The organism is Methylocapsa sp. S129 (assembly GCF_009765995.1).
GTDB lineage: Bacteria > Pseudomonadota > Alphaproteobacteria > Rhizobiales > Beijerinckiaceae > Roseiarcus.
Genome location: NZ_LMUI01000030.1, coordinates 13358 through 33685, shown reverse-complemented (window position 1 = coordinate 33685; position 20328 = coordinate 13358). Strand labels below are relative to the sequence as shown.

Genomic DNA, 20328 nt, shown 5'->3' with positions numbered 1-20328 from the left:
CCGGGGCTCGGCGCAGAAGCGCTAAGCCGGTCGCTTTGAGGACAGCATGACCACGCCCCCCCGCCGCCTCGTCTCAGCCGAAAAGCGCCCTGAGGACGATGTCGCCCTGCGCCCGCAGGTCCTCGCCGATTTCACCGGCCAGGAGGCGGCGCGCAAGAACCTGAAAGTCTTCATCGAATCGGCCAAGACGCGCGGCGAGGCGTTGGATCACGTGTTGTTCGTCGGCCCGCCGGGCCTCGGCAAGACGACGCTCGCGCAGATCGTCGCGCGCGAGCTCGGCGTCAATTTCCGCTCGACCTCGGGGCCGGTGATCGCCAAAGCCGGGGATCTGGCCGCCCAGCTCACCAATCTGGAGCCGCGCGACGTTTTGTTCATCGACGAAATCCATCGCCTCAATCCCGCGGTCGAGGAAATTCTCTATCCCGCGATGGAGGATTTCCAACTCGATCTGATCATCGGCGCGGGGCCGGCGGCGCGTTCGGTCAAGATCGATCTTGCGCAATTCACGCTGATCGGCGCGACGACCAGGGCGGGTCTGCTCACCACGCCTTTGCGCGATCGTTTCGGCATTCCGGTGCGGCTCAACTTCTACACCGTACCGGAACTGGAAAGCATCGTGCGGCGCGGCGCGCGGGTGATCGGCCTGCAGCTCGCCGACGACGGCGCCAATGAGATCGCGCGGCGCGCGCGCGGCACGCCGCGCATCGCCGGACGCCTGCTGCGCCGCGTGCGCGATTTCGCCGTCGTCGAAGGCGCCGCCAGCGTCACGCGCGCCATCGCCGACGGCGCCTTGCGCCTGCTCGATGTCGATCCGATCGGCCTCGACCAGATGGACCGGCGCTATCTCGACACGATCGCCCTGAGTTTTGGCGGCGGCCCGGTCGGCGTCGAGACGATCGCCGCCGCGCTGTCGGAGCCGCGCGACGCGATCGAGGAAATCATCGAGCCCTATCTGATCCAGCAGGGCTTCGTGCAAAGAACGCCGCGCGGCCGCCTGCTGACGACCCACGCCTTCCGGCATCTCGGCTTGAAAGAGCCCGCGCGCGAGGCGCTACAGGCGGGATTGTTCGAGGAAGAGGAATGAGGCTGCGATTTCCTTCTCCCGCTTCGCGGGAGAAGGTGGCCTCGCGAAGCGAGGTCGGATGAGGGCCTGTCGGCGTGACGGTGCGGAAAAAGGAGCGGCTGTTCGGGTCGGCGTCCTGGGCAACCGCCCTCATCCGACCCGACTTCGTCGGGCCACCTTCTCCCGCCGAAGGCGGGAGAAGGGAAGCGCGGCAGTGCGACTGATTGATCTGGGGACTCTTCTTGCCAAGCCTGTTTCGCTTCCTCTTCGTCCTCGCCCTCATCGCCGGGCTGATCTATGGCGGGATGGTCGCGCTGGTCGCTTTTGTGAAGGTACAGCCGCGCGAAATGACACAGACCATCGCCCTGCCCAAGCCGCCGAAATGAACGCATGAAAACCCCCAGCCCGAGCCGCCGTCTCATCGAAGCCTTTCTCGAGGCGATCGCCGCCGAGCGCGCGGCGAGCCGCAACACGATCGAGGCCTATCGGCGCGACCTTGAGGATTATTCGGCGTTTCTGGCCGGCAGAGGCGTCGATCCACTGAAAGCGTCGAGCGACGACGCGCGCGCCTTCCTCGCCCATCGCGGCGCGGCGGGCCTGAAGGCCTCAAGCCTGGCGCGCCAACTCTCCTCGGTGCGCCAATTCCATAAGCACCTTTATCTCGAAGGACGCCGGACCGACGATCCGACCATGGCGATCGAAGGACCGCGCCGAGGACGCCCGATCCCCAAAGTCCTGAGCGTCATAGAAGTCGATAAATTGCTGACCGTCGCGCGCGAAGGTCTCGATGTGGAAGGACGCCCCGCGGCGGAGCGTTTGCGGGCCGTCCGCCTGTCTTGTCTGGTCGAGCTGCTCTATGGCTCGGGCCTGCGCGTCTCCGAACTGCTGGGCCTGCCCAAATCGACGGCGCGGTCGCGCGAGCCGCTGATCGGCGTGCGCGGCAAGGGCGCCAAGGAGCGGCTCGTTCCGATTTCCGAACCGGCGCGCGCGGCGATCAACATCTATCGCGCCATGCTGGAGGAACGCGCGCCCGGCGCCGCCAAAAGCCCTTGGCTGTTTCCCGCCGATAGCGAGAGCGGCCATCTCACCCGCCAGGCCTTCGCGCGCGAGCTCAAGGTTCTGGCCGCCGCCGCCGGCATATCCGCGTCGCGCATCAGCCCGCATGTGCTGCGCCACGCCTTCGCCAGCCATCTCCTGCAAAACGGCGCCGATCTCCGGGTGGTCCAGGACCTGCTCGGCCATGCCGATATTTCGACGACGCAGATTTACACCCATGTGCTCGACGAACGCGCCAAGGCGATGGTGCGCGACCTGCACCCGCTGGGGGATGAGTAGCGTCCCGCCTTGACTTCCCCGCCCCTTGCCGCCACTTAAGCGCGCCCTCCAGGGGTCGGTTTTGTTAAGGGCCAATGCGCAGCTATCTCGATTTTGAAACGCCGGTCGCCGAAATTGACGCGAGGATCGACGAATTGCGCGCCCTCGCCGCAAAGGGGGATTCGCCGGCCATCCTTGAAGAGATCGGCAAGCTGGAGGCCAAATCCGCCAAAGCCTTGACCGATCTCTATACCGCGCTGACCCCCTGGCAGAAAACGCAAGTCGCTCGCGTTCAGGGGCGCCCCCATTTCCACGATTACATCAAGGGACTGATTGAGGATTTCACGCCGCTCGCCGGCGATAGAAAGTTTTCCGAGGATGAGGCGATCGTCGGCGGCCTCGGTCGGTTTCGCGGCCGCTCGGTCTGCCTGATCGGCCAGGAAAAGGGCGAGGACACCGCCAGCCGCCTACGCCATAATTTCGGCATGGCGCGCCCCGAGGGTTATCGCAAGGCGGCGCGCCTGATGGAGCTGGCCGACCGTTTCGACCTGCCGGTCATCTCCCTTGTCGACACCGCCGGCGCCTTTCCTGGCATCGACGCCGAAGAGCGCGGCCAGGCCGAGGCGATCGCGCGTTCAACCGACATGTGCCTGTCGCTCGGCGTGCCCAATGTCGCCGTCATCGTCGGCGAAGGCGGCTCGGGCGGCGCGGTGGCGATCGCCACCGCCAACAAAGTGCTGATGCTGGAGCATTCCATCTATACCGTCGCTTCGCCCGAAGCCTCGGCCTCGATCCTGTGGCGCGATTCTTCGCGGGCCCAGGACGCGGCGACCAATATGAAGATCACCGCGCAGGATCTGCTGAAATTTGGCATTATCGACGGGATCATCGCGGAGCCGCTCGGCGGCGCCCATCGCGATCCCCAGGCCGCGATCGTCGCCACGGGCGCTGCGATCGCCGGCGCGCTCGAGCAGATGGGCAATATGTCGCGCGATCAGGTGCGCGACGCGCGCGCCGCGAAATTCCTCAGCATTGGCCGAAAAATCTAGGCAGGATTTCGGAAAAGCATCGCGCGGTTTTCCGTAAAAATCCTGCTTCGTCAAAAGACCCCAAGCGGGGACAATCGCGCTTAACGGAACCTTCACCATATTCCCACGACCGGGGCGTTTGCAGTAAGCTCCCGGAAAGGATAAGAGCATTAACTCCGGCAGGGTGAACATTGACGCAATGGCCCGCTCAAGCGGGCGCCGAGAGCAGTGAAACAATGACGAGAAGCTTTTGGGGATCAAGGTTGGCGGCCTTCGCGTTGGCCGCTTCGCTTGCGGCGATGCTGGCCGGTTGCGATGGCGACCAGCTCGCGGGTGGTTCGGGGCGTTCTTTGTCGCCGATTCCGCCCCAGACAATCGCGCTGATGCAGCAGATGGACACGGCGACCTCTTCGCCCGTCCTCATCCGCACCTATAAGAAGGAAGCGGAATTCGAAATCTGGAAGATGAAGACCGACGGGCGCTATGCGCTCTTGAAGACCTATCCGATGTGCCGCTGGTCGGGCCAACTCGGCCCCAAGACGCGCGAGGGCGATCGCCAGGTGCCGGAAGGATTCTATCCGATCACGCCGGGCCAGATGAACCCGAATTCGAATTATTATCTCTCGTTCAACGTCGGCTATCCCAACGCCTATGATCGCGCGTTCGGACGCACCGGCGGCACGATCATGGTGCATGGCGCCTGTTCGTCGGCCGGCTGTTTCTCGATGACCGACGCCCAGATCGCCGAGATCTACGCGATCGCGCGCGACGCCTTCAACGGCGGCCAGCGCGAAATCCAGATGCAGTCCTATCCCTTCCACATGACGGCTGAGAATCTGGCCAAACATCGGCTCGACCCCAACATCGACTTCTGGAAGCAATTGAAAAACGGCTCCGATCATTTCGAAGTCACGAAAGCCGAGCCGCAGGTCGGCGTTTGCGCCAAGCGTTACGTCTTTGGCGCGCCGAATGTTGGCGATTCCAATCCGACCGGAACTTGCCCGGCCCTGCATCGCGACGAGCAGGTGGAGGCGGATGTCGCGGCCAAACAGGCGCGCGACGACGCGGCTGTCGCCCAATTGGTCGCGCAGGGCGTCAAGCCGATCGAGCTCGTCTATGACGACGGCGGCCAGAACCCCTCGTTCATCGGCCAGAAGGGCGACGTCAGCCGTCCGGACGCCATCACGGCCAGCCCGACCGAAGTGGTGCTTGACGACAAGACCGGCCAGCCGGTTCCCACAGTCGTCAAGGTCGCGGAAGCAACGCAGGCGCAGCACGTTGGCGCAGCGCCCGTCGTCGCAAGCGCTCCGGCCCAGACAATGGTCGCGCAAGCGCCCGCTTCGTCTGATGCGACGCCTGCCGGTTCGCCGCTTTCGCCGGTCGGGCTCGTGGGCGGCGCCACCGACGCCAGTCAGTCCTTCGTCAAGAAGTGGTTGAGCTTCGGCGGCGACGCCGCCGATGCGTCCAGCGCCGTGAAAGTCTATGAGCCGGCGCAGCCCGTCCCCTCCGACGTGCCGCTGCCGCCGCGCCGCAACGCAGCCAACGATTCGGCAAGCAAGCCGCAAGCCTCGCTAAAAGTCCAGAGCTTCGCCGCGCGGCCCACCCAGCTCAAACCTGCCCCGGGCACGCTGGCTCTGGCCGCCGCGCCTTCGCAATAAATAAGGGAAGCGAGGCTGCGCGCTAGGCCTGGCGCCTGGCGGCGCGTCTGATACCGTCGCGAAGGAAAGCGAGAAATTCCTGCGCGGCCTGATCGCCTGCGAAGGCATGCGCCGGAATGAACGCGGGCGCGCCCTGGCGGCGCCAGAGATAAATGATGCCGCCGGCCTCCTCGGCCTCGTCGCAATCGGCGAAAGCAAATTGGCGAGACCCGCCGGCGCTCTCCATGCGCAGACCCGAATCATCGAGCCTGACGACGACCTGGCCGGCCTCCTGTAAAGCGGTCATCGCGGCCAGATTGCTCTTTTGCGCGCCGCGCAGGCGCCAATGCGCGGCCATGCGGGCCGCCATGAAGGCGATCGCGGCGAGAATCAGCGCCCCTTCGCCAAAGCGCCGGGCGATCAGGCCGGTCAGGGTCAAGATGACGACAAAGGCGACGAAAAGCGCAAACGCGACCAGCGGCGCCACATGATTGCGCGACAGGCGCCCGGCCAAAACCGAACGCAAGCCGGCGCGCGAAGCGGCGGTCTTTGCCTCCTCCGGCGTCAGCGTGAAGGAATAGGGTCCCAATGCCGTCGGCGCTTGCGCGTCGCTCACGTCTCGCTCGGCGCCAGCGTTTGCAGGGCGAGCGCATGAACGCCGCCAGCGATTTCATCGGCGAGCAGCGCATAAACCATGCGATGGCGCTCGACCCGCCCCTTGCCGGAGAAGCGAGCCGACGCCACCTTAATGCGGTAATGGGTCTCACCGCCCGCGCGCGCGCCGCTATGGCCGGCGTGAAGATGCGATTCGTCGGCGACCTCGAGCCTGATCGGTTCGAGCCCGGCTTCCAGCTTTTCTTTGATGCGGGCCTCGGTGTTCATGCGTCTGCCTTATCTCTCGTATATGGCGCGGGATTGGCGCGCTCCGCGCCGAATTTTCTGTGTCGCATTGTCTTCACGTGAATTTTATCTGCTTCGCTTGATAAGAATACGGGCTTGCCGCTCGGTCGGCGGCCTCTTAAGGTCGCCAGAATGAATCTCAATTCGCGTTTATTCGATCGAATCCGTGTGAAATCAGCGCCGCAGGCCGCCGATCCTGTCGTCGTGCCTTGCAATCACCCGGGATGCAAGGCCGAAGGCGTTTTTCGCGCCCCTATGGGGCGCGAGCGCGAAGGCCAATATTTTTCGTTCTGCAAGGATCATGTGCGCGAATATAACGCGACCTACGATTATTTCAGGGGCATGAACGACGAAGCGCTCGCCAAATTCCAGAAAGACGACATCGTCGGCCATCGGCCTACCTGGCCGCTTGGCGCCCGGCGCGGCTCGCGTCCCGGTCCCGAGCCAAGTGACGAAACGATGTTCGGCGAGGCGCGCGTCTCCCGCCGCCGGGGCGTCGGACGTAAATACAAGCATGAGCCGCGTTATAACATTCTCGCGCTCAAGGCGCTTGGCGCGCTCGACCTCGACGCGCGCGCCGATGAGGCGGCCATCAAGGCCCGATACAAGGAACTGGTGAAACGCCACCATCCCGACGCCAATGGCGGGGACCGGTCGTCGGAAGAAAAATTGCGCGAGATCATTCAGGCCTATAATTACCTCAGATCGAACAAGCTGGTCTGAGGTGAGCGCCAGCTTGTTATGGCCCCAAACTGTCCTTCATCGATGGACGGCTATCGGCCTTTCGCCGCAAGGCGGGATGTCTTTATAATGCTTGAGGCCCTGCCCGCTCGCCGGGCGGGAACGGAGGATTGATGAAAGTCGCATTATCGCAATCGCAGAGCGAAACGGCCGGCGCCATCCCGGGGCCGCCCGACACGCGTGTGTCCGTGCGTAAAACATTCGGCATCGACTCGGATATGGAGGCGCCCGCCTATTCCGCGCCCGACGAGCATGTGCCCGATTTCGACCCCGATTATCTCTTCGATCGCGACACCACGCTCGCCATTCTCGCGGGCTTCGCGTTCAACCGCCGCGTCATGATCACCGGCTACCACGGCACCGGCAAATCGACCCATATCGAGCAGGTCGCCGCGCGCCTCAACTGGCCGCTGGTGCGCATCAATCTGGACAGCCACGTTTCGCGCATCGATCTCGTCGGCAAGGATGCGATCGTCCTCAAGGACGGCAAGCAGATCACCGAGTTTCGCGACGGCATTCTGCCCTGGGCGATCCAGAACAATATCGCTTTGTGTTTCGACGAATATGACGCGGGCCGCCCCGACGTGATGTTCGTCATCCAGCGCGTGCTCGAAGTGTCCGGACGCCTGACGTTGCTCGATCAGCGCCGCGTCATCCGCCCGCATCCGGCGTTCCGGCTGTTCGCCACCGCCAACACGGTCGGCCTTGGCGACACCTCCGGGCTCTATCACGGCACGCAGCAGATCAACCAGGGCCAGATGGACCGCTGGTCGATCGTCGCGACGCTGAACTATCTGCCGCATGACAAGGAAGTCGACATCGTGCTCGCCAAATCGCCGCACCATCGCGCGCGCAAGGACGGACGCGACATCATCAATAAAATGGTGCGCGTCGCCGACCTCACCCGCAACGCCTTCGTCAATGGCGATCTGTCGACCGTGATGAGCCCGCGCACCGTGATCACCTGGGCGGAAAACGCCGACATTTTCAAAGACGTCGGCTTCGCCTTCCGCCTCACCTTCCTCAACAAATGCGACGAGCTGGAGCGCACCCTGGTCGCCGAATTCTACCAGCGCTGCTTTGGCCAGGAATTGCCGGAGAGCGCGCTGAACGTGGCGCTGAGCTGAGAAGGCAGTGGCGGCGTGAATTCCTTCTCCCGCTTCGCGGGAGAAGGTGGCGCGCAGCGCCGGATGAGGGCCTTTCGGCGTGAAGGAGCTCTTCTTTCGCGGCGCCCAGCTTTGAGGCCCTCATCCGACCCGACTTCGTCGGGCCACCTTCTCCCGCGAACGGGAGAAGGGTCAGACGAAAGGCTCCTCCTCTGCGTCTTCTGGCCCTCTCCGGCAGCCTGCGCGCCGCCTCGACCAACACCGCCGCGCTGGAGGCCCTGAGCCGTCTTGCGCCCGCCAGCGTAGAAATCACCCTTTATCGTGATCTCGCCGCCCTGCCCCATTTCAATCCTGACGAGGACGCGCCGCCGCCGGCCGCCGTCGCGTTGCGCGCGCTGGTGGGATCAAGCGCGGGCCTCATCATCGCCATGCCCGAATATGCCCATGGCGTGCCCGGCGCGTTCAAAAACGCGCTGGACTGGCTGGTCAGCAGCGACGTCTTTCCCAGCAAGCCGGTCATGCTGGTCAATACCGCGCCGCGGGCGTTTCACGCCCAATCCGCCTTGCGGGAAACGCTCGCGACCATGTCGGCGCGTCTGGTTCCCGAGGCTTTCGTCTCCTTGCCGCTGACCAGTCAGGCGATCGACGCCCAGGCCATCATCGCCAACAACCGTTTCGCGGCCGCTCTGCGGGAAGCTCTCGATTGTTTCGTCAGAGCCATCCGGGGTGACGGCGGCTAATCGGGTCGGCTATACCTATATTTTGAGAACGATCGCCGCCCCAGACCCAAGCGAAAGCCCTATGCCGCCCGTCGACATCAAAATGCCCAGCAATCGCAAAGCCGCCGGCAAGGCGGAAGCGCCGAACGAGCCGTTCAAGCGCGCGATCGCTTCATGCACGCGGGCGATGTCCAGGCATCCGGAGCTTGAAATCTCATTCGCCGCCGACAAGCCTTCGCTGGTCGGCGGCCCGGACGGCGCCAAGGCGCGCCTGCCGGAGCCGCCGCGTAAACCCAATCCGCGCGAGGCGGCGATCCTGCGCGGCCTCGCCGATTCCATGGCTTTGCGGCTCGCCTGTCATGACGAGGCGGTTCATCGCCGGTTTGCGCCGCAAAATCAGGCTGCGCGCGGCCTGTTCGACGCGGTCGAACAGGCGCGCGTCGAAGCGATCGGCGCGCGCCGCATGGAGGGCGTCGCCTCCAATCTGACCGCCATGCTCGACGATCGGTTCCATCGCGGACCTTACGCCGAAGTCACCGACCGCGCCGACGCGCCGCTCGACGATGCCGTGGCGATGATGGTGCGCGAGCGCCTGACCGGGCTGCAGCCGCCCGCGGCCGCGCAAAAAATCGTCGATCTCTGGCGCCCTTACATCGAGGAGAAGGCAGGCGGCGAGCTCAATCGGCTCGACGCGTCGATCCTCGATCAGCGCGCTTTCGCCAAATCGATCCATAAATTGCTCGCCTCGCTCGATATGGCCAGCGATTCGCCCGCCGACGCGGACGACGAAGAGGGCGAATCGGGCGAGGATGCGCCCCCCGACGACGCAGACGGCGCCGATGGCGAGAGCGAGGAAGAGCAGTCGACCGACAAGATGGATATGGAGGCGTCCGACGATGCTTCCGACGAAATCGAGGAAGGCGCGATGGAGGCGGCCGATGCGCCGTCCGGCGAATTTCCCGATGAAGCGGAGGCTGGCGAGGCCGACGAGGCGGCCGAGAGCAAGCCGTCGCCCTCCTCGGGCAATGACCGGCGCGGCCCCGACTATAAGGCTTTCACCACGAAATTCGACGAGATCACCAACGCCGAGGATCTTTGCGAGCCCGAGGAATTGCAGCGCCTGCGCGATTATCTCGACAAGCAATTGCAGAATCTGTCCAGCGTCGTCTCACGCCTCGCCAACCGCCTGCAGCGCCGGCTGATGGCGCAACAGAATCGTTCGTGGGAATTCGACCTCGAAGAGGGCATGCTCGATCCCGCGCGCCTGTCGCGCGTCATCATCGATTCGCAGCAGCCGCTGTCCTTCAAGCGTGAGAAGGACATGGATTTTCGCGACACGGTGGTGACGCTGCTGATCGACAATTCCGGCTCGATGCGCGGACGCCCGATCACGGTGGCGGCGACCTGCGCCGACATATTGGCGCGCACGCTGGAGCGCTGCGGCGTCAAGGTGGAGATTCTCGGATTCACGACCCGCGCCTGGAAGGGCGGACAGGCGCGCGAAGCCTGGCTGCAGGCCGGCAAGCCGCCGGCGCCCGGCCGTCTCAACGACCTGCGCCACCTCATCTACAAGAGCGCCGACGCACCATGGCGGCGCGCGCGCAAGAACCTCGGCTTGATGATGCGCGAGGGCCTGCTAAAAGAAAACATCGACGGCGAGGCGCTCGACTGGGCGCATCAGCGCCTGCTTGGACGCTCCGAGCAGCGCCGTATCCTGATGATGATTTCGGACGGCGCGCCGGTCGACGATTCCACACTATCGGTCAATTCAGGCAATTATCTCGAGCGTCATTTGCGCTATATCATCGAGGAAATCGAAACCCGCTCGCCGGTCGAACTGATCGCCATTGGCATCGGCCATGACGTGACGCGCTATTACCGCCGCGCGGTCACTATCGTCGACGCCGAGGAGCTCGGCGGGGCGATGACGGAGAAGCTCGCCGAATTGTTCGACGAATCGGCGGCGCAAAGCGCAGCGCCGGTCAAGCAGGGCCGGCCGATGCGGGCGAGAACGAAGGCGGCGTGAGCGATCGATTGTTGCGCGCGGCGTCGTTAGCGCCGCGCCGCGATTTTCTCCCGCGCGGCGCTCGCCAGAAACCCCGAGCGCGTCAATCCGCGTTGATTGGCCGCGGCATCGATGGCGCGTAGGAGCCCGGCGTCGAATGTCAGATTCGCGCGCACCGTACGGCCATCGTCAATCATGACGGGAATGATCACCGCCGCTTCGCCCGCCGCAATGTCGATATCGCCGGACGCGAGAATGTCGGCGGCCGTGCGCGCCGGGGGCAAAGTTTTTGCTCCAATGGTCTGATGCTCGATCCATTCACGCGCGGCCGAGGCGGCATCGCGGATGGCGTCGTCAGCGCTGACGCCCGCGCCGTAGCAGCCGGGTAAATCAGGAAAACGCACGCCCCAGTTTCCCTCGCTCTCGTCGATGATTCCGACATAGTCAGTCATCGTCTTCTCCTGTCAGACCCAACCGGCCTTCTTGGCGATGTCGCGCGCCACGCCCGGCGAAACGACGCGATGGCGCGGCACAATGATCAGCACGCCTTCGCGATTGGGATTTGCGAACTTGTCGTGGTTGCCGCCGCCGACGTTCGACCAGTTCTCACGCTCCAGTCGGACGACAATCTTGCGAGTGTTCGTTTCCAAGGTCGGGCCCGCACATCGTAATGCGTATTATAATGCGCGGTGTTCGACAAAATCAACAGTCGATGTGCTATTGGCGGCGCGCGGATTGGTCGTCATCCCGATGTCTTGACCGGTAATCTGCAGCCGAGGTAGCTTAACGCCGCTGCTGTAGGGCGCATCGGCTTTCGGGCCGGAGGGGCATTGCCCGCCTACGACACATCAACTGTAGCGCGCCCGTGCCAAATTTCGAAAACCTGAAGAAGCAAGCCAAGCTATATCTGCGATGGCATCGCGACGGATATTATCCTGTCGCGGCGCAGATCAGATCGGCGTTGGCTCGATATCGCGACCTGAGCGACCGGCAGATCCTTGAGCGCGATTTCAAGCTCAGCGACGCGCAGGAGCTGGTCGCGAGAAAATTCGGATTCGAGAACTGGCAGGCGCTGAAGAAAGGGATCGACGCCATGACGGCCTCAACCATCCAGGAAACTTCAAGGCCCTTCTTCGCCGCCGCCGAGCCTCAGCTGTTCGTCGCCGACATCAAGAAGTCCTGCGATTTCTATACCGAGAAACTCGGCTTCAAGGTCCGGTTCGTCTATGGCGATCCGCCGTTCTACGGTCAGGTGTTCCGCGATGCGGCGCGGCTGAACCTTCGGCACGTCGACAACCCGATATTCGATGCGCGCCTCAGGGCTTCGGAGCATTTATTATCGGCGACAATCGTTCTCGATGATTCCAAGCCGCTGTTCCTGGAATATCAAGCTACCGGCGTCGCCTTCCATCAAACCCTGAAGACGGAGCCATGGGGCGCCCGCACGTTCATCGTGGAAGACCCGGACGGGAACCTGATCGCCTTCTCAGGCGGCTGAGGGCGAGATATTGCGGCATGCGCAGGCAGCGCAGCGTCTGGCGAAAGACAGGCGCAAGCCTCATCCTTCCGCCCCCGCGCCGCGCAGTCCCGCCACCGCCTCCCCGTAGCGCCGGCTGCCGATCAGGATTTCGCCCGTATCCGTGCGCAAGGCGAAATCGCCTGACGGGCGCGGCTCGACCGCGATGGCATGGTTCAGGTTGGCGAGACGCGTGCGGTGCACGCGCGCGAGGCCGAAAGGTAGAAGCCGCGCCTCCTCGCCCGCCAGCGTGCCGCGCACCAGATGGCGCCGGGCGGCGAGGCTGAACTCCACATAATTGCCGGCGGACGCGACCCAGATAATGTCGCGGGCGTCGATTCGGATGCTCGTCGCCCCGTCGCGCAGCCACAAAACGGGGTTAGGCGCCTTGGCGTGATCGTCCGGCCGTGGTGCGACGTCATCGCGATCCGGCACGGGCGTCGGCGCGGGACGGTCGTGAAACCAAAACGCGAGGCCGATGAGCAAGGCGGAGACGATATCCTTGCGCAATTCGTAAGGCGCGTCGGTCGCGAAATTGAAGCTGTAGCTGTAGCTCAACCCGACGCCCAACAAGGCGAGCTTGCGCAGCGCGACCATGCCGAGGATATGGGCCAGGACGAACAGCGCGCAGAGGCCGCCGACGCGTATGCGTATCGCCATGTCCGGCCATGAACCGCCCTTGCGCACCAGCGCGACGCGCCGGCGCGCGCCTATCTGACCGAAGCGGTGTTTCCCTTCTACATCGTGCATCAGACCACGATCATCGCGACCGCTTTCGCGCTGCGCGGCCTCGGCCTGCCGGCCTGGGGCGAGGCGGCGCTCACGATCGCGGCGACGGCGGCAAGTTGCGTCCTGACTTACGAGACGGTGCGCCGCATCGCGTAGCTGAGGCCGCTGTTCGGCCTCAAGCCCGCCGCACAACGACCGCCGCGTTCGCTCGCCTACGTGGCCGATGCAGACGGCAGGGAAGCGGCTTGACCGGTTCTCATAACCTTATTACTGTGAGAATATGAAGAATATCACAGTAACACTTGACGACGAAACCTACCGCCGCGCGCGCATCCACGCCGCGGCGCACGACACCTCGGTCTCGGCGCTGGTCAAAGAGTTTCTCGTCGAAGTTGCGGCCAGCGAAACCGAGCCGGCGCGTTTGAAGAAGCAAGAAGCGCGAATTCGCGAAGCCATTCAATCCTTCAGAGCCGACGATCGGCTCTCCCGCGAGGAAGCGCACGCGCGCAATTCATGAGCGCGCGGCGGTTTCTCGATACGAACATCCTCCTCTATTCGATCAGCCGCGCCGCCGATGAGGAGCCGAAACGGCGGCGCGCGATAGCGCTCCTGGAACAGGAAGATTGTGGTCTCTCGGTTCAGGTTTTGCAGGAATTCTATGTGCAGGCGACCCGCGCCACGCGCCCCGACGCATTGCCGCACGATATGGCCGCCGGCCTGATCGAGGCGTGGCTGCGCTTCCCCGTGCAGGACAATACAATCGCGGTCATCAGGGGCGCGCTGGAGATTCGCGCCGCGCATGGCTTTTCATATTGGGATAGCGCAATCATAGCCGCCGCGCGCGCGCTCGGTTGCCGTGAACTCTATACGGAAGACATGAGCCACGGCCGCGAAATCGACGGCGTCGCCATCGTCAACCCATTTCGTTGAAAATGGAAGGCGGCGAGGGTGCGACGCGGTCGAAAGCCTCAGGCCGCCGCGGCGGCCGCTTCGGCGATCTTCTTCTTGATTTCGCGCTTCAGGATGATCGCGCCCTGCGACAGATCGCCGTCATGCGCCTTGATCAGGAAGGCGTCGAGGCCGCCGCGGTGCTCGACTGAGCGCAGGGCCGCCGCCGCGACGCGCAGACGCACGGAGCGCGCCAGCGAATCGGAAATCAGCGTCACATTGCACAGGTTCGGCAAGAAGCGCGTGCGCGTCTTATGATTGGAATGACTGACCTTATTGCCGGTCTGAACGGCCTTGCCGGTCAATTCGCAGCGGCGTGACATCTCGCGACTTCCCCTAAGCAAATGGGATTTGGTAAAGAGCCCAACCAATCAACGCCTTAAGGGGCCGCTTGATAAAAGCGTCCCGGCGCCAATCCAATCGTGGCTTCTTGGGTCGGCGGTCTATAGGGGAAGGGGCTTGGGGCGTCAAGCGCGTAAGGAGCGATCTCATTGACCGCAGAAGGTTCATTTGGCGATAGCGACGCTTTATCGCGCCTGCGCCAGCTTCGCCAGGCCATCGCCCGGCGCGCAGCCGATTGCGGGCGCGACCCTGCTTCCGTGCGCCTCATCGCGGTTTCGAAGACCTTTTCGGCCGATGAAGTCTGGCCGACGATCGAAGAAGGCGACCAAAGGCTGTTTGGTGAAAACCGCGTGCAGGAAGCGCAGCCCAAATGGCGTGATCTGCGCACCCGCGCCAACCGGCTCGGCAAGGCAATCGAGCTTCATCTGATCGGCCCGCTGCAAAGCAATAAGGCGCGGGAGGCGGTCGAGGCGTTCGACGTCATTCAGACGATCGATCGCGAAAAGATCGCCGCCGCCCTCGCCGAAGCCATGGCCAAAGCAGGCAAAAGACCGCGCCTGTTCGTGCAAGTGAATACCGGCGCGGAGCCGCAGAAGGCGGGCGTCGCCCCCCGCGACGCCGACGCATTCATCGCGCTATGTCGCGAAAAATACGGGCTGGAGATCGCCGGCCTGATGTGCATTCCGCCCGTCGACGAACAGGCCTCGCCGCATTTCGCGCTTCTGGGAATGATCGCCAAACGCTGCGGCATCGCCGAATTGTCGATGGGCATGAGCGCCGATTGGGAACTCGCAGTGCAACTCGGCGCGACTTATGTGCGCGTCGGCAGCGCGATCTTTGGTTCGCGGGCCTGAGCCCTAACCTATCCACATCGTCGCCCCGGCCGATAATCTTGGCGCCAGCCGGCGCATATCGGCGGCGTGGATCGCCACGCAGCCGGCCGTCGGGGTCAGCCCCGGCCGCGCGAGATGGAAGAAGATCGCGCTGCCCGCGCCCTTCTGGCGTCGCGTGAAATTATAGTCGAGCACGAAGGTCAGATCGTAGAGATGGTCGGCGCGCCACATCGAATCGCAGGCGAGCGAAAAGGGCAGCCGCACGGCTCTATTATAGCAAGGACTGCGGGAATCCTCGCACCAGCCCGCGTCGCGCCGCAAAACGCGCAGCGGAACGCCGCCCGCGGCAGGACGCTTGCGATCCGGGCGATAGAACGCCCATAGCAGAGCAAACCGCCCCGCCGGCGTGCCGCCGTCGCCCTCGCGCTTGCGCCGGACGATTCCGGCCGGGCCGAGCGCGCAGGGAATGCGCAGATCGCCGGCCGTCAGCCAGCCGCGCGCGCGATGGCCCGCCGCGGCGCGGACACGGAGGATCGAAAGGAGACGAGAGGTCAATCGGGCGACTCAAAATGACGAGGGAAAGCAAGGAACCTTCGCGCGAAAAGCCGCCCTGCCGCAAGCCGGCTCCGCCAAGAAAACAAGGCGCGTCGACGCCGGAATTGCGCAAGGGAATTAGTGACTCATTAACCATACTGACCTACTCATGAACGATCGCAAATCTTTCGGTTGTCTCCATGTCCCTTCGCAGTCTGGCCTTTGGCGTCGCGGTTCTTATTGCGCTTCCGTCCGCCGCCATGGCGGGCGGCGAAATCATTGGCGACAGCCTGGGCGTCGGCGTGTCATGGGCGGCCAAACTCCCCTCGCTCGCCAAACTCAGCATCGCCATTCACGGCGGCCAGATTCTCGAACAAATCCGGCAATTGCCGCGCGGCACGACGGCGTTCATGAGCCTTGGCACGAATGACGCCGTCGGCGGCGCGGTCGATGTCAAGAAACCCGTGCAGGACATTCTCGCCGCGGCCGCCGCGCAGGACGTCAAGCTGGTCTGGCTCGGCCCGCCCTGCGTCTTCAAGCCCTGGGACGCTTACGCCATCAAGCTGGACGCCAATCTGCGCCAGGAACTCGAGGGAACCGGCGTCATCTATGTCAGCATGCGCGGCCCCGATATTTGCGACCGCTCCTTGCGCGGCGCCGAAGGCGTTCATTTCAATATGGCCGGCTACACCCTGATGTGGCAGAAAGCGGCCGCGGCGGCTGGATTTCCGGTGGTCACTGTGGCCTCCAATCAAAATCAGCCCGTAATCAGGGACAACAAGAAGAGAAAACCGGTTAAGCATAGACATAGGAAAAAGAACCCGCCCGCCCCTGCCGCCCCCGCCCCAGCGCCGGAGGTCGCGCCAGGGGCCAATTGAAGCTCGTTTGCCATTGGGGGCAAAGAATGAAGGTCAAGTCGCCATTTCTATGGGCTGGCGCGGTTTGCGTCGGGTTTGCGCTATTGATGGGACTGTCCGCGCCCGCGTCGATGGCGGCCGAAACAGCCCCCGTCCACATCGCCTTTGTCGGCGATTCCATGGCCGATGGGCTGTGGGGGGCGCTGTTCCGGCGCCTCGGAAAAGACAAATGTCTCGCCGATAGAATAAAATTGATCCGGAAGGCGAAGAACGGCACGGGGCTGGCCCGGCTCGATCAGTTCAATTGGGTGGCGGAAGTGGGTGCCATGGCCAAAGATGGCGGCCCCGATCTGTTCGTCGGTTCTTTTGGGATCAATGACCGTCAGGCGATTGTCGACGCTTCAAGGGTCAGGACGGAATATGATGCGCCCGATTTTGACACCCGCTACCAGTCGTTCGCCGAAGACCTCGTGCGCAACGCCATCGCTGGCGGCGCGTCGATCCTCGTCGCCGGCCTGCCCGTCATGCTCGATCCCGCCGCCAATGCGGACGCGAGGAACAAGAACCGCCTGTTCGCCGCCGCGGTCGCCGATGTCGGTTCGCCGCTCGCCGCCTATGTCAAACCCTGGTCGTCGCAAGCCGGCGATGACGAATACAAGCCGTATCTGCCCAACGCCGACAATCGCCTTGTCCAATTCCGCGCCAATGACGGCGTGCATTTTACGACGACCGGCTACGATCAGGTGATGGATTATTTCTATCCTTTCATCATGAACAGCCTCAAGCTTCGCGGGCGGGATATTTTGAGCGAGTGCTCAAAATAAGAAAGGAATGAGGTTGCTGCAGCCGAGGGGCATCGTTATCGGGGCCATTGTCTTGCTGGGCGCGATGACCCTTGCGGACGTGTCGCTCATGTCCCCGAATATGCGCGGCCAGGACAGGCCTGCGGCTAAGGTCGCCTCGGAGCAAAGCCGGGCGGAGAAACGACAGGATCCGGCGCCGCCTTCGGCTCTCCGAAGATTGCCGCCCTGGCCTCCGGTCGCGGGACATGTGGCGCCGGTCGAACCGGGAATCGTCGCCAACGCCGCGCCTCCGCTGGCGAGCAACATGACTTTTTCCACATTGCTTTCAAAAGCCGTCTTCGCGCCCCCTCGGCATTTCAGCCCGCAACCCGGCGAATTGCCCTACCGAACCTTCGAATTTGCCGCGCGCGACGTCCAGAATGCGGAGATCGGCATTGATGGAACGCTGGTGCACGGCAGCTTCGCCGGCCATCGCCTGACCATCCTGCAGCTCGGCGACAGCCACACCGCCGCCGATTTCTTCACCGGCCGCGTGCGCGAGCGGCTGCAGGAGGTCTATGGAAACGGCGGCGCCGGCTATATCGTGCCGGGCGTGCCGCATCCGGGCGTCCGTTCGGCCTTGTTCAAGGATGAGGCCTCGGACGGCTGGAACTATGAGGCGCTGCAAAAATCCTCGGAAAACCGCCGCTTTTACCTCTCCGGCTTCAACGCTATCGCCCATCACGCCGGCGCCGTCATCAATCTGACGGCGCGCGACGCGATGGGTTACGACAGCCTCAAAGTGGCGTTCCTCAAACAGCCAGGCGGCGGCCATGCGCAGGTTCTGATCGATGGCGCGCTGAGCGGCGAAATCGATCTTGACGGCGCGAGCGACGAGCGCGCGATCCTGTCGGCGCGGGCGCCCGGCGCCAGCCAGCATGCCATCCGCGACATCGCGGTGCGATCGACATCCGACGCGCCGGTGACCGTCACCGGCATTCATGTCGAGCGCGACGGCGATGGCGTGTCCTATCTCAGCCTGGGTTTCCCCGGCGCTACCGTGCAGGTCCTGCAAAAACTGGCGATGGCCAATCTGTCCGACGACATGCGCCGCCTATCCCCCGACATTATCGTGCTCGCCTTCGGCACCAACGAAGGCTTCAACGACGCGCTCGACATCGGCGCCTATAGCGCGGAATACGAGCGGGTGATCGGCAAGCTGAAGTCCCTGCAACCCAACGCGCATATCGTCCTGATCGGACCGCCGGACGGCGCGCGTCTGCCGGGCGCGGCGCATCCATGCGCGGGCGGCGCCACCGGCCATGATTGCGGCGAGCTGCAGCACGTGGCGGACACGGCGAACGGCTCCCATTGCCGCTTCGAAACGCCGCCCAAACTGGCGCAAGTGCGCGAGGCCCAGCGCGCGATCGCCGAGCGAACCGGCGCGGCCTTCTGGGATTGGTCGGCCATCATGCCCGGGCCCTGCGGCGCCCAGACATGGGCGGCGGCGACGCCCGCCCTGATGGCGCATGACTATGTGCACATGACGCTCGACGGCTATAAGCTCAGCGCGGACAAATTCGCCGATTTCCTCATTCCGCTGATCGACGACCGGCAGAGCCTCAAGCATGTTGTTTCCTACAATTGATTTTGCCTTATTCTTTGCCGGATCATTCGCCCTCGTCTGGAGCCTGAATAACCAAAATCTCCTCAAGAAGCTCGTTCTGCTGGCTCTAAGCCTGCTGTTCTACGCGTCATGGGATTGGCATTTCGTCTTTCTGATTTTGGCGAGCGGCGCGATTTCCTATCTCGGCGGCCTCTACGTCGACGCGGCGCATTCCCGCCCTTTTCGCCGCGCCGTCCTGACGCTCTGCATCGCGCTGGATCTGGGCATCCTCGTCTATTTCAAATATCTCAACTTCCTCGTCGCGCAGATCCTCAACTTCGCGCATATGGTCTCGCTCGATCCCGGCCTGGCCTTTGTCAACGTCACTTTGCCCGTCGCGATTTCCTTCCTGACGTTCCACGCGATTTCCTATGTCGTCGACGTCTATCGCGGTCGCGTTTCGGCGTCGCGCTCGCCGCTCGACGTCATGCTCTATCTCAGCTTCTTCCCGCATCTGGTCGCCGGGCCGATCGTGCGCGCCCATGAATTCCTGCCGCAATTGCAGCGGCCGGGACGAACAGGGGATTTCTCGCTCGGCGAGAACCTGCTGCTGATTCTCGGTGGTCTCTTCAAGAAAATGGTGATCGCCAATTACATCGCGGTGCGCTTCGTCGATCCCGTTTTCACCGACCCCTCGCAATTCGCGCGCTTTGATCTGATCGTCGCGACCTACGCCTATGCGATCCAGATCTACTGCGATTTCAGCGCCTATACCGACATTGCGATCGGCGTCGCGGCCTTGTTCGGCTATCGCTTTCCGCAGAACTTCAACCAGCCCTACCGCGCCTTGGGCTTCAGCGATTTCTGGCGGCGCTGGCACATGACGCTGTCGGTCTGGCTGCGCGACTATCTCTACATTCCGCTCGGCGGCAACCGGCATGGCGAATGGGCGACGACGCGCAATCTCATGATCACGATGCTGCTCGGCGGTCTCTGGCATGGCGCCAATTGGACGTTCCTGATCTGGGGCGCGATGCACGGCCTCGCCCTGACCGCCGACCACCGCTGGCAGCGCTCGAAAGCCTATGCGAAGCTCAGCGGCGCCGGCGCCTATCAGGCGATCGCCTGGATCGTCACGTTTCACTTCGTCTGTTTCACCTGGATTTTCTTTCGCTCTGCCTCGCTCGACGACGCGCTGCAGTTCCTGTCGGGCGTCTGGACCGACAATGGCGCCGACGTCACCGCGCCCTGGATCGTCGCGCCGCTGCTGCTCGCCGGCGCCGTCACCCATCTGATGCCCGAAGCGACACGGCGGATCGCCGGCGCGGCGTTCGACAGGCAGGGCATGCCGGCGCAAATCGCGCTGGGTTTTGCCGCGCTCTATGTCATCCTCGTGATGGCGCCGGCCGCGTCGGCCCCGTTCATCTATTTCCGGTTCTAGGGCATGATGACTTTGATCGAAACGGTCGAGGATGATCCATCGTTTCGCATGGCGGAGCGTGTTTCACCTCAGAAGGTTGGTCAAGTGTCGCCCTTCGGGCGACCGCCGGAGGCGGCGCGCCTTTGGCGCGCACTTGACCAACCTTCTGAGGTGAAAAAAATGCCTCCATGCGAACAATGACTCAATAGCGAAGCTGCCGCTGATGAGCGTTCGATTCAATCAATTCT

25 protein-coding genes are annotated in these 20328 nt (G+C 63.7%); 18 read left to right on the top strand and 7 right to left on the bottom strand.

What is annotated here, in order from left to right:
• The first annotated feature begins 46 nt into the window (after positions 1-46).
• The 5 genes from ruvB to GSQ90_RS17770 all read left to right on the top strand — a co-directional run bounded on the left by ruvB (position 47) and on the right by GSQ90_RS17770 (position 5063).
• Positions 47-1084, top strand: coding sequence for a Holliday junction branch migration DNA helicase RuvB (gene ruvB / locus GSQ90_RS17790; protein WP_158816206.1), 1038 nt, complete (start codon positions 47-49; stop codon positions 1082-1084).
• 221 nt (positions 1085-1305) lie between these two features.
• Positions 1306-1449, top strand: a complete 144-nt coding sequence (locus GSQ90_RS17785; RefSeq protein WP_158816205.1) for a histidine kinase — start codon at positions 1306-1308, stop codon at positions 1447-1449.
• Positions 1450-1453: 4 nt separating this feature from the next.
• Positions 1454-2398 carry a site-specific tyrosine recombinase XerD gene (locus GSQ90_RS17780; protein WP_158816203.1) on the top strand — a complete coding sequence of 315 codons (945 nt, stop codon included), beginning with the start codon at positions 1454-1456 and terminating at the stop codon, positions 2396-2398.
• A 74-nt stretch (positions 2399-2472) separates the two neighbouring features.
• A complete protein-coding gene (locus GSQ90_RS17775) occupies positions 2473-3426 on the top strand; it encodes an acetyl-CoA carboxylase carboxyltransferase subunit alpha (RefSeq protein ID WP_158816201.1) in 954 nt (317 codons plus the stop codon).
• 215 nt (positions 3427-3641) lie between these two features.
• Complete coding sequence (locus GSQ90_RS17770; protein WP_158816199.1) at positions 3642-5063, top strand: murein L,D-transpeptidase family protein; 1422 nt, start codon at positions 3642-3644, stop codon at positions 5061-5063.
• A 22-nt stretch (positions 5064-5085) separates the two neighbouring features.
• Here GSQ90_RS17770 and GSQ90_RS17765 read toward each other — a convergent pair whose 3' ends face one another.
• Together GSQ90_RS17765 and GSQ90_RS17760 are read right to left on the bottom strand one after the other, a co-directional pair.
• On the bottom strand, positions 5086-5658 hold the full coding sequence (locus tag GSQ90_RS17765) for a hypothetical protein (RefSeq protein ID WP_158816198.1): 573 nt from the start codon (positions 5656-5658) through the stop codon (positions 5086-5088).
• Entirely contained in the window at positions 5655-5924 is a 270-nt protein-coding gene (locus tag GSQ90_RS17760; RefSeq protein ID WP_158816197.1) for a BolA family transcriptional regulator, read from the bottom strand. Before GSQ90_RS17760 ends, GSQ90_RS17765 begins: the two co-directional genes overlap by 4 nt.
• Before the next feature lie 186 nt (positions 5925-6110).
• On the opposite strand from GSQ90_RS17760, the gene GSQ90_RS17755 reads away from it, so the two are divergent.
• The 4 genes from GSQ90_RS17755 to cobT all read left to right on the top strand — a co-directional run bounded on the left by GSQ90_RS17755 (position 6111) and on the right by cobT (position 10534).
• Complete coding sequence (locus tag GSQ90_RS17755; RefSeq protein WP_371418399.1) at positions 6111-6665, top strand: J domain-containing protein; 555 nt, start codon at positions 6111-6113, stop codon at positions 6663-6665.
• Positions 6666-6796: 131 nt separating this feature from the next.
• Positions 6797-7810 (top strand): cobaltochelatase subunit CobS, encoded by a 1014-nt coding sequence (gene cobS, locus GSQ90_RS17750; protein ID WP_158816193.1) that lies wholly within the window; start codon positions 6797-6799, stop codon positions 7808-7810.
• A 122-nt stretch (positions 7811-7932) separates the two neighbouring features.
• Positions 7933-8529: an NADPH-dependent FMN reductase gene (locus GSQ90_RS17745; protein ID WP_371418406.1), complete on the top strand. Its 597-nt coding sequence runs from the start codon at positions 7933-7935 to the stop codon at positions 8527-8529.
• 61 nt (positions 8530-8590) lie between these two features.
• A complete protein-coding gene (gene cobT / locus GSQ90_RS17740; RefSeq protein WP_371418398.1) occupies positions 8591-10534 on the top strand; it encodes a cobaltochelatase subunit CobT in 1944 nt (647 codons plus the stop codon).
• A 26-nt stretch (positions 10535-10560) separates the two neighbouring features.
• Here cobT and GSQ90_RS17735 read toward each other — a convergent pair whose 3' ends face one another.
• On the bottom strand, positions 10561-10965 hold the full coding sequence (locus GSQ90_RS17735) for a type II toxin-antitoxin system HicB family antitoxin (RefSeq protein WP_158816192.1): 405 nt from the start codon (positions 10963-10965) through the stop codon (positions 10561-10563).
• A gap of 12 nt (positions 10966-10977) precedes the next feature.
• On the bottom strand, positions 10978-11163 hold the full coding sequence (locus GSQ90_RS17730; protein ID WP_158816191.1) for a type II toxin-antitoxin system HicA family toxin: 186 nt from the start codon (positions 11161-11163) through the stop codon (positions 10978-10980).
• 215 nt (positions 11164-11378) lie between these two features.
• Between GSQ90_RS17730 and GSQ90_RS17725 the strand changes: the two genes are divergently transcribed.
• A complete protein-coding gene (locus GSQ90_RS17725; protein ID WP_158816189.1) occupies positions 11379-12011 on the top strand; it encodes a VOC family protein in 633 nt (210 codons plus the stop codon).
• Positions 12012-12071: 60 nt separating this feature from the next.
• Here the strand turns inward: GSQ90_RS17725 and GSQ90_RS17720 are convergent, their stop codons facing one another.
• A complete protein-coding gene (locus GSQ90_RS17720) occupies positions 12072-12779 on the bottom strand; it encodes a LytTR family DNA-binding domain-containing protein (RefSeq protein ID WP_158816188.1) in 708 nt (235 codons plus the stop codon).
• On the opposite strand from GSQ90_RS17720, the gene GSQ90_RS17715 reads away from it, so the two are divergent.
• The 3 genes from GSQ90_RS17715 to GSQ90_RS17705 all read left to right on the top strand — a co-directional run bounded on the left by GSQ90_RS17715 (position 12756) and on the right by GSQ90_RS17705 (position 13688).
• A complete protein-coding gene (locus tag GSQ90_RS17715; protein WP_158816186.1) occupies positions 12756-12914 on the top strand; it encodes a hypothetical protein in 159 nt (52 codons plus the stop codon). The two genes, GSQ90_RS17720 and GSQ90_RS17715, sit on opposite strands and share 24 nt — an antisense overlap.
• A 124-nt stretch (positions 12915-13038) precedes the next feature.
• Positions 13039-13275, top strand: coding sequence for a DUF6364 family protein (locus tag GSQ90_RS17710; RefSeq protein ID WP_158816185.1), 237 nt, complete (start codon positions 13039-13041; stop codon positions 13273-13275).
• Entirely contained in the window at positions 13272-13688 is a 417-nt protein-coding gene (locus GSQ90_RS17705; protein WP_158816183.1) for a PIN domain-containing protein, read from the top strand. The genes GSQ90_RS17710 and GSQ90_RS17705 overlap by 4 nt, the downstream gene beginning before the upstream one ends.
• Positions 13689-13726: 38 nt before the next feature.
• On the opposite strand, the gene rpmB is transcribed toward GSQ90_RS17705, so the two are convergent.
• Positions 13727-14029, bottom strand: a complete 303-nt coding sequence (gene rpmB, locus GSQ90_RS17700) for a 50S ribosomal protein L28 (protein WP_158816182.1) — start codon at positions 14027-14029, stop codon at positions 13727-13729.
• A gap of 168 nt (positions 14030-14197) precedes the next feature.
• On the opposite strand from rpmB, the gene GSQ90_RS17695 reads away from it, so the two are divergent.
• On the top strand, positions 14198-14902 hold the full coding sequence (locus tag GSQ90_RS17695; RefSeq protein ID WP_174247499.1) for a YggS family pyridoxal phosphate-dependent enzyme: 705 nt from the start codon (positions 14198-14200) through the stop codon (positions 14900-14902).
• 3 nt (positions 14903-14905) lie between these two features.
• Here GSQ90_RS17695 and GSQ90_RS17690 read toward each other — a convergent pair whose 3' ends face one another.
• The gene (locus GSQ90_RS17690) at positions 14906-15436 is read right to left on the bottom strand and encodes a L,D-transpeptidase (RefSeq protein ID WP_246731657.1); all 531 of its coding nucleotides are present in this window, start codon (positions 15434-15436) and stop codon (positions 14906-14908) included.
• A gap of 179 nt (positions 15437-15615) precedes the next feature.
• Between GSQ90_RS17690 and GSQ90_RS17685 the strand changes: the two genes are divergently transcribed.
• The 4 genes from GSQ90_RS17685 to GSQ90_RS17670 are packed head-to-tail and all read left to right on the top strand — an operon-like array spanning position 15616 to position 20101.
• Complete coding sequence (locus GSQ90_RS17685; RefSeq protein WP_158816181.1) at positions 15616-16293, top strand: SGNH/GDSL hydrolase family protein; 678 nt, start codon at positions 15616-15618, stop codon at positions 16291-16293.
• A 26-nt stretch (positions 16294-16319) separates the two neighbouring features.
• Complete coding sequence (locus GSQ90_RS17680; protein WP_158816179.1) at positions 16320-17096, top strand: GDSL-type esterase/lipase family protein; 777 nt, start codon at positions 16320-16322, stop codon at positions 17094-17096.
• A 7-nt stretch (positions 17097-17103) separates the two neighbouring features.
• Positions 17104-18702, top strand: coding sequence for a GDSL-type esterase/lipase family protein (locus tag GSQ90_RS17675; RefSeq protein WP_158816178.1), 1599 nt, complete (start codon positions 17104-17106; stop codon positions 18700-18702).
• The gene (locus tag GSQ90_RS17670; protein ID WP_158816177.1) at positions 18683-20101 is read left to right on the top strand and encodes an MBOAT family protein; all 1419 of its coding nucleotides are present in this window, start codon (positions 18683-18685) and stop codon (positions 20099-20101) included. The genes GSQ90_RS17675 and GSQ90_RS17670 overlap by 20 nt, the downstream gene beginning before the upstream one ends.
• Positions 20102-20328 lie beyond the last annotated feature (227 nt).

What these genes read in the sequence shown, in the direction of transcription:
- GSQ90_RS17770 (WP_158816199.1), top strand. Translation starts at nt 3,642, where the DNA reads ATGACGAGAAGCTTTTGGGGATCAAGGTTGGCGGCCTTCGCGTTGGCC.
- GSQ90_RS17705 (WP_158816183.1), top strand. Translation starts at nt 13,272, where the DNA reads ATGAGCGCGCGGCGGTTTCTCGATACGAACATCCTCCTCTATTCGATC.
- GSQ90_RS17760 (WP_158816197.1), bottom strand. Translation starts at nt 5,924, where the DNA reads ATGAACACCGAGGCCCGCATCAAAGAAAAGCTGGAAGCCGGGCTCGAA.
- rpmB (WP_158816182.1), bottom strand. Translation starts at nt 14,029, where the DNA reads ATGTCACGCCGCTGCGAATTGACCGGCAAGGCCGTTCAGACCGGCAAT.
- GSQ90_RS17685 (WP_158816181.1), top strand. Translation starts at nt 15,616, where the DNA reads ATGTCCCTTCGCAGTCTGGCCTTTGGCGTCGCGGTTCTTATTGCGCTT.
- GSQ90_RS17680 (WP_158816179.1), top strand. Translation starts at nt 16,320, where the DNA reads ATGAAGGTCAAGTCGCCATTTCTATGGGCTGGCGCGGTTTGCGTCGGG.
- cobT (WP_371418398.1), top strand. Translation starts at nt 8,591, where the DNA reads ATGCCGCCCGTCGACATCAAAATGCCCAGCAATCGCAAAGCCGCCGGC.
- cobS (WP_158816193.1), top strand. Translation starts at nt 6,797, where the DNA reads ATGAAAGTCGCATTATCGCAATCGCAGAGCGAAACGGCCGGCGCCATC.
- GSQ90_RS17720 (WP_158816188.1), bottom strand. Translation starts at nt 12,779, where the DNA reads ATGCACGATGTAGAAGGGAAACACCGCTTCGGTCAGATAGGCGCGCGC.
- GSQ90_RS17735 (WP_158816192.1), bottom strand. Translation starts at nt 10,965, where the DNA reads ATGACTGACTATGTCGGAATCATCGACGAGAGCGAGGGAAACTGGGGC.
- GSQ90_RS17670 (WP_158816177.1), top strand. Translation starts at nt 18,683, where the DNA reads ATGTTGTTTCCTACAATTGATTTTGCCTTATTCTTTGCCGGATCATTC.
- ruvB (WP_158816206.1), top strand. Translation starts at nt 47, where the DNA reads ATGACCACGCCCCCCCGCCGCCTCGTCTCAGCCGAAAAGCGCCCTGAG.
- GSQ90_RS17780 (WP_158816203.1), top strand. Translation starts at nt 1,454, where the DNA reads ATGAAAACCCCCAGCCCGAGCCGCCGTCTCATCGAAGCCTTTCTCGAG.
- GSQ90_RS17710 (WP_158816185.1), top strand. Translation starts at nt 13,039, where the DNA reads ATGAAGAATATCACAGTAACACTTGACGACGAAACCTACCGCCGCGCG.
- GSQ90_RS17775 (WP_158816201.1), top strand. Translation starts at nt 2,473, where the DNA reads ATGCGCAGCTATCTCGATTTTGAAACGCCGGTCGCCGAAATTGACGCG.
- GSQ90_RS17675 (WP_158816178.1), top strand. Translation starts at nt 17,104, where the DNA reads ATGAGGTTGCTGCAGCCGAGGGGCATCGTTATCGGGGCCATTGTCTTG.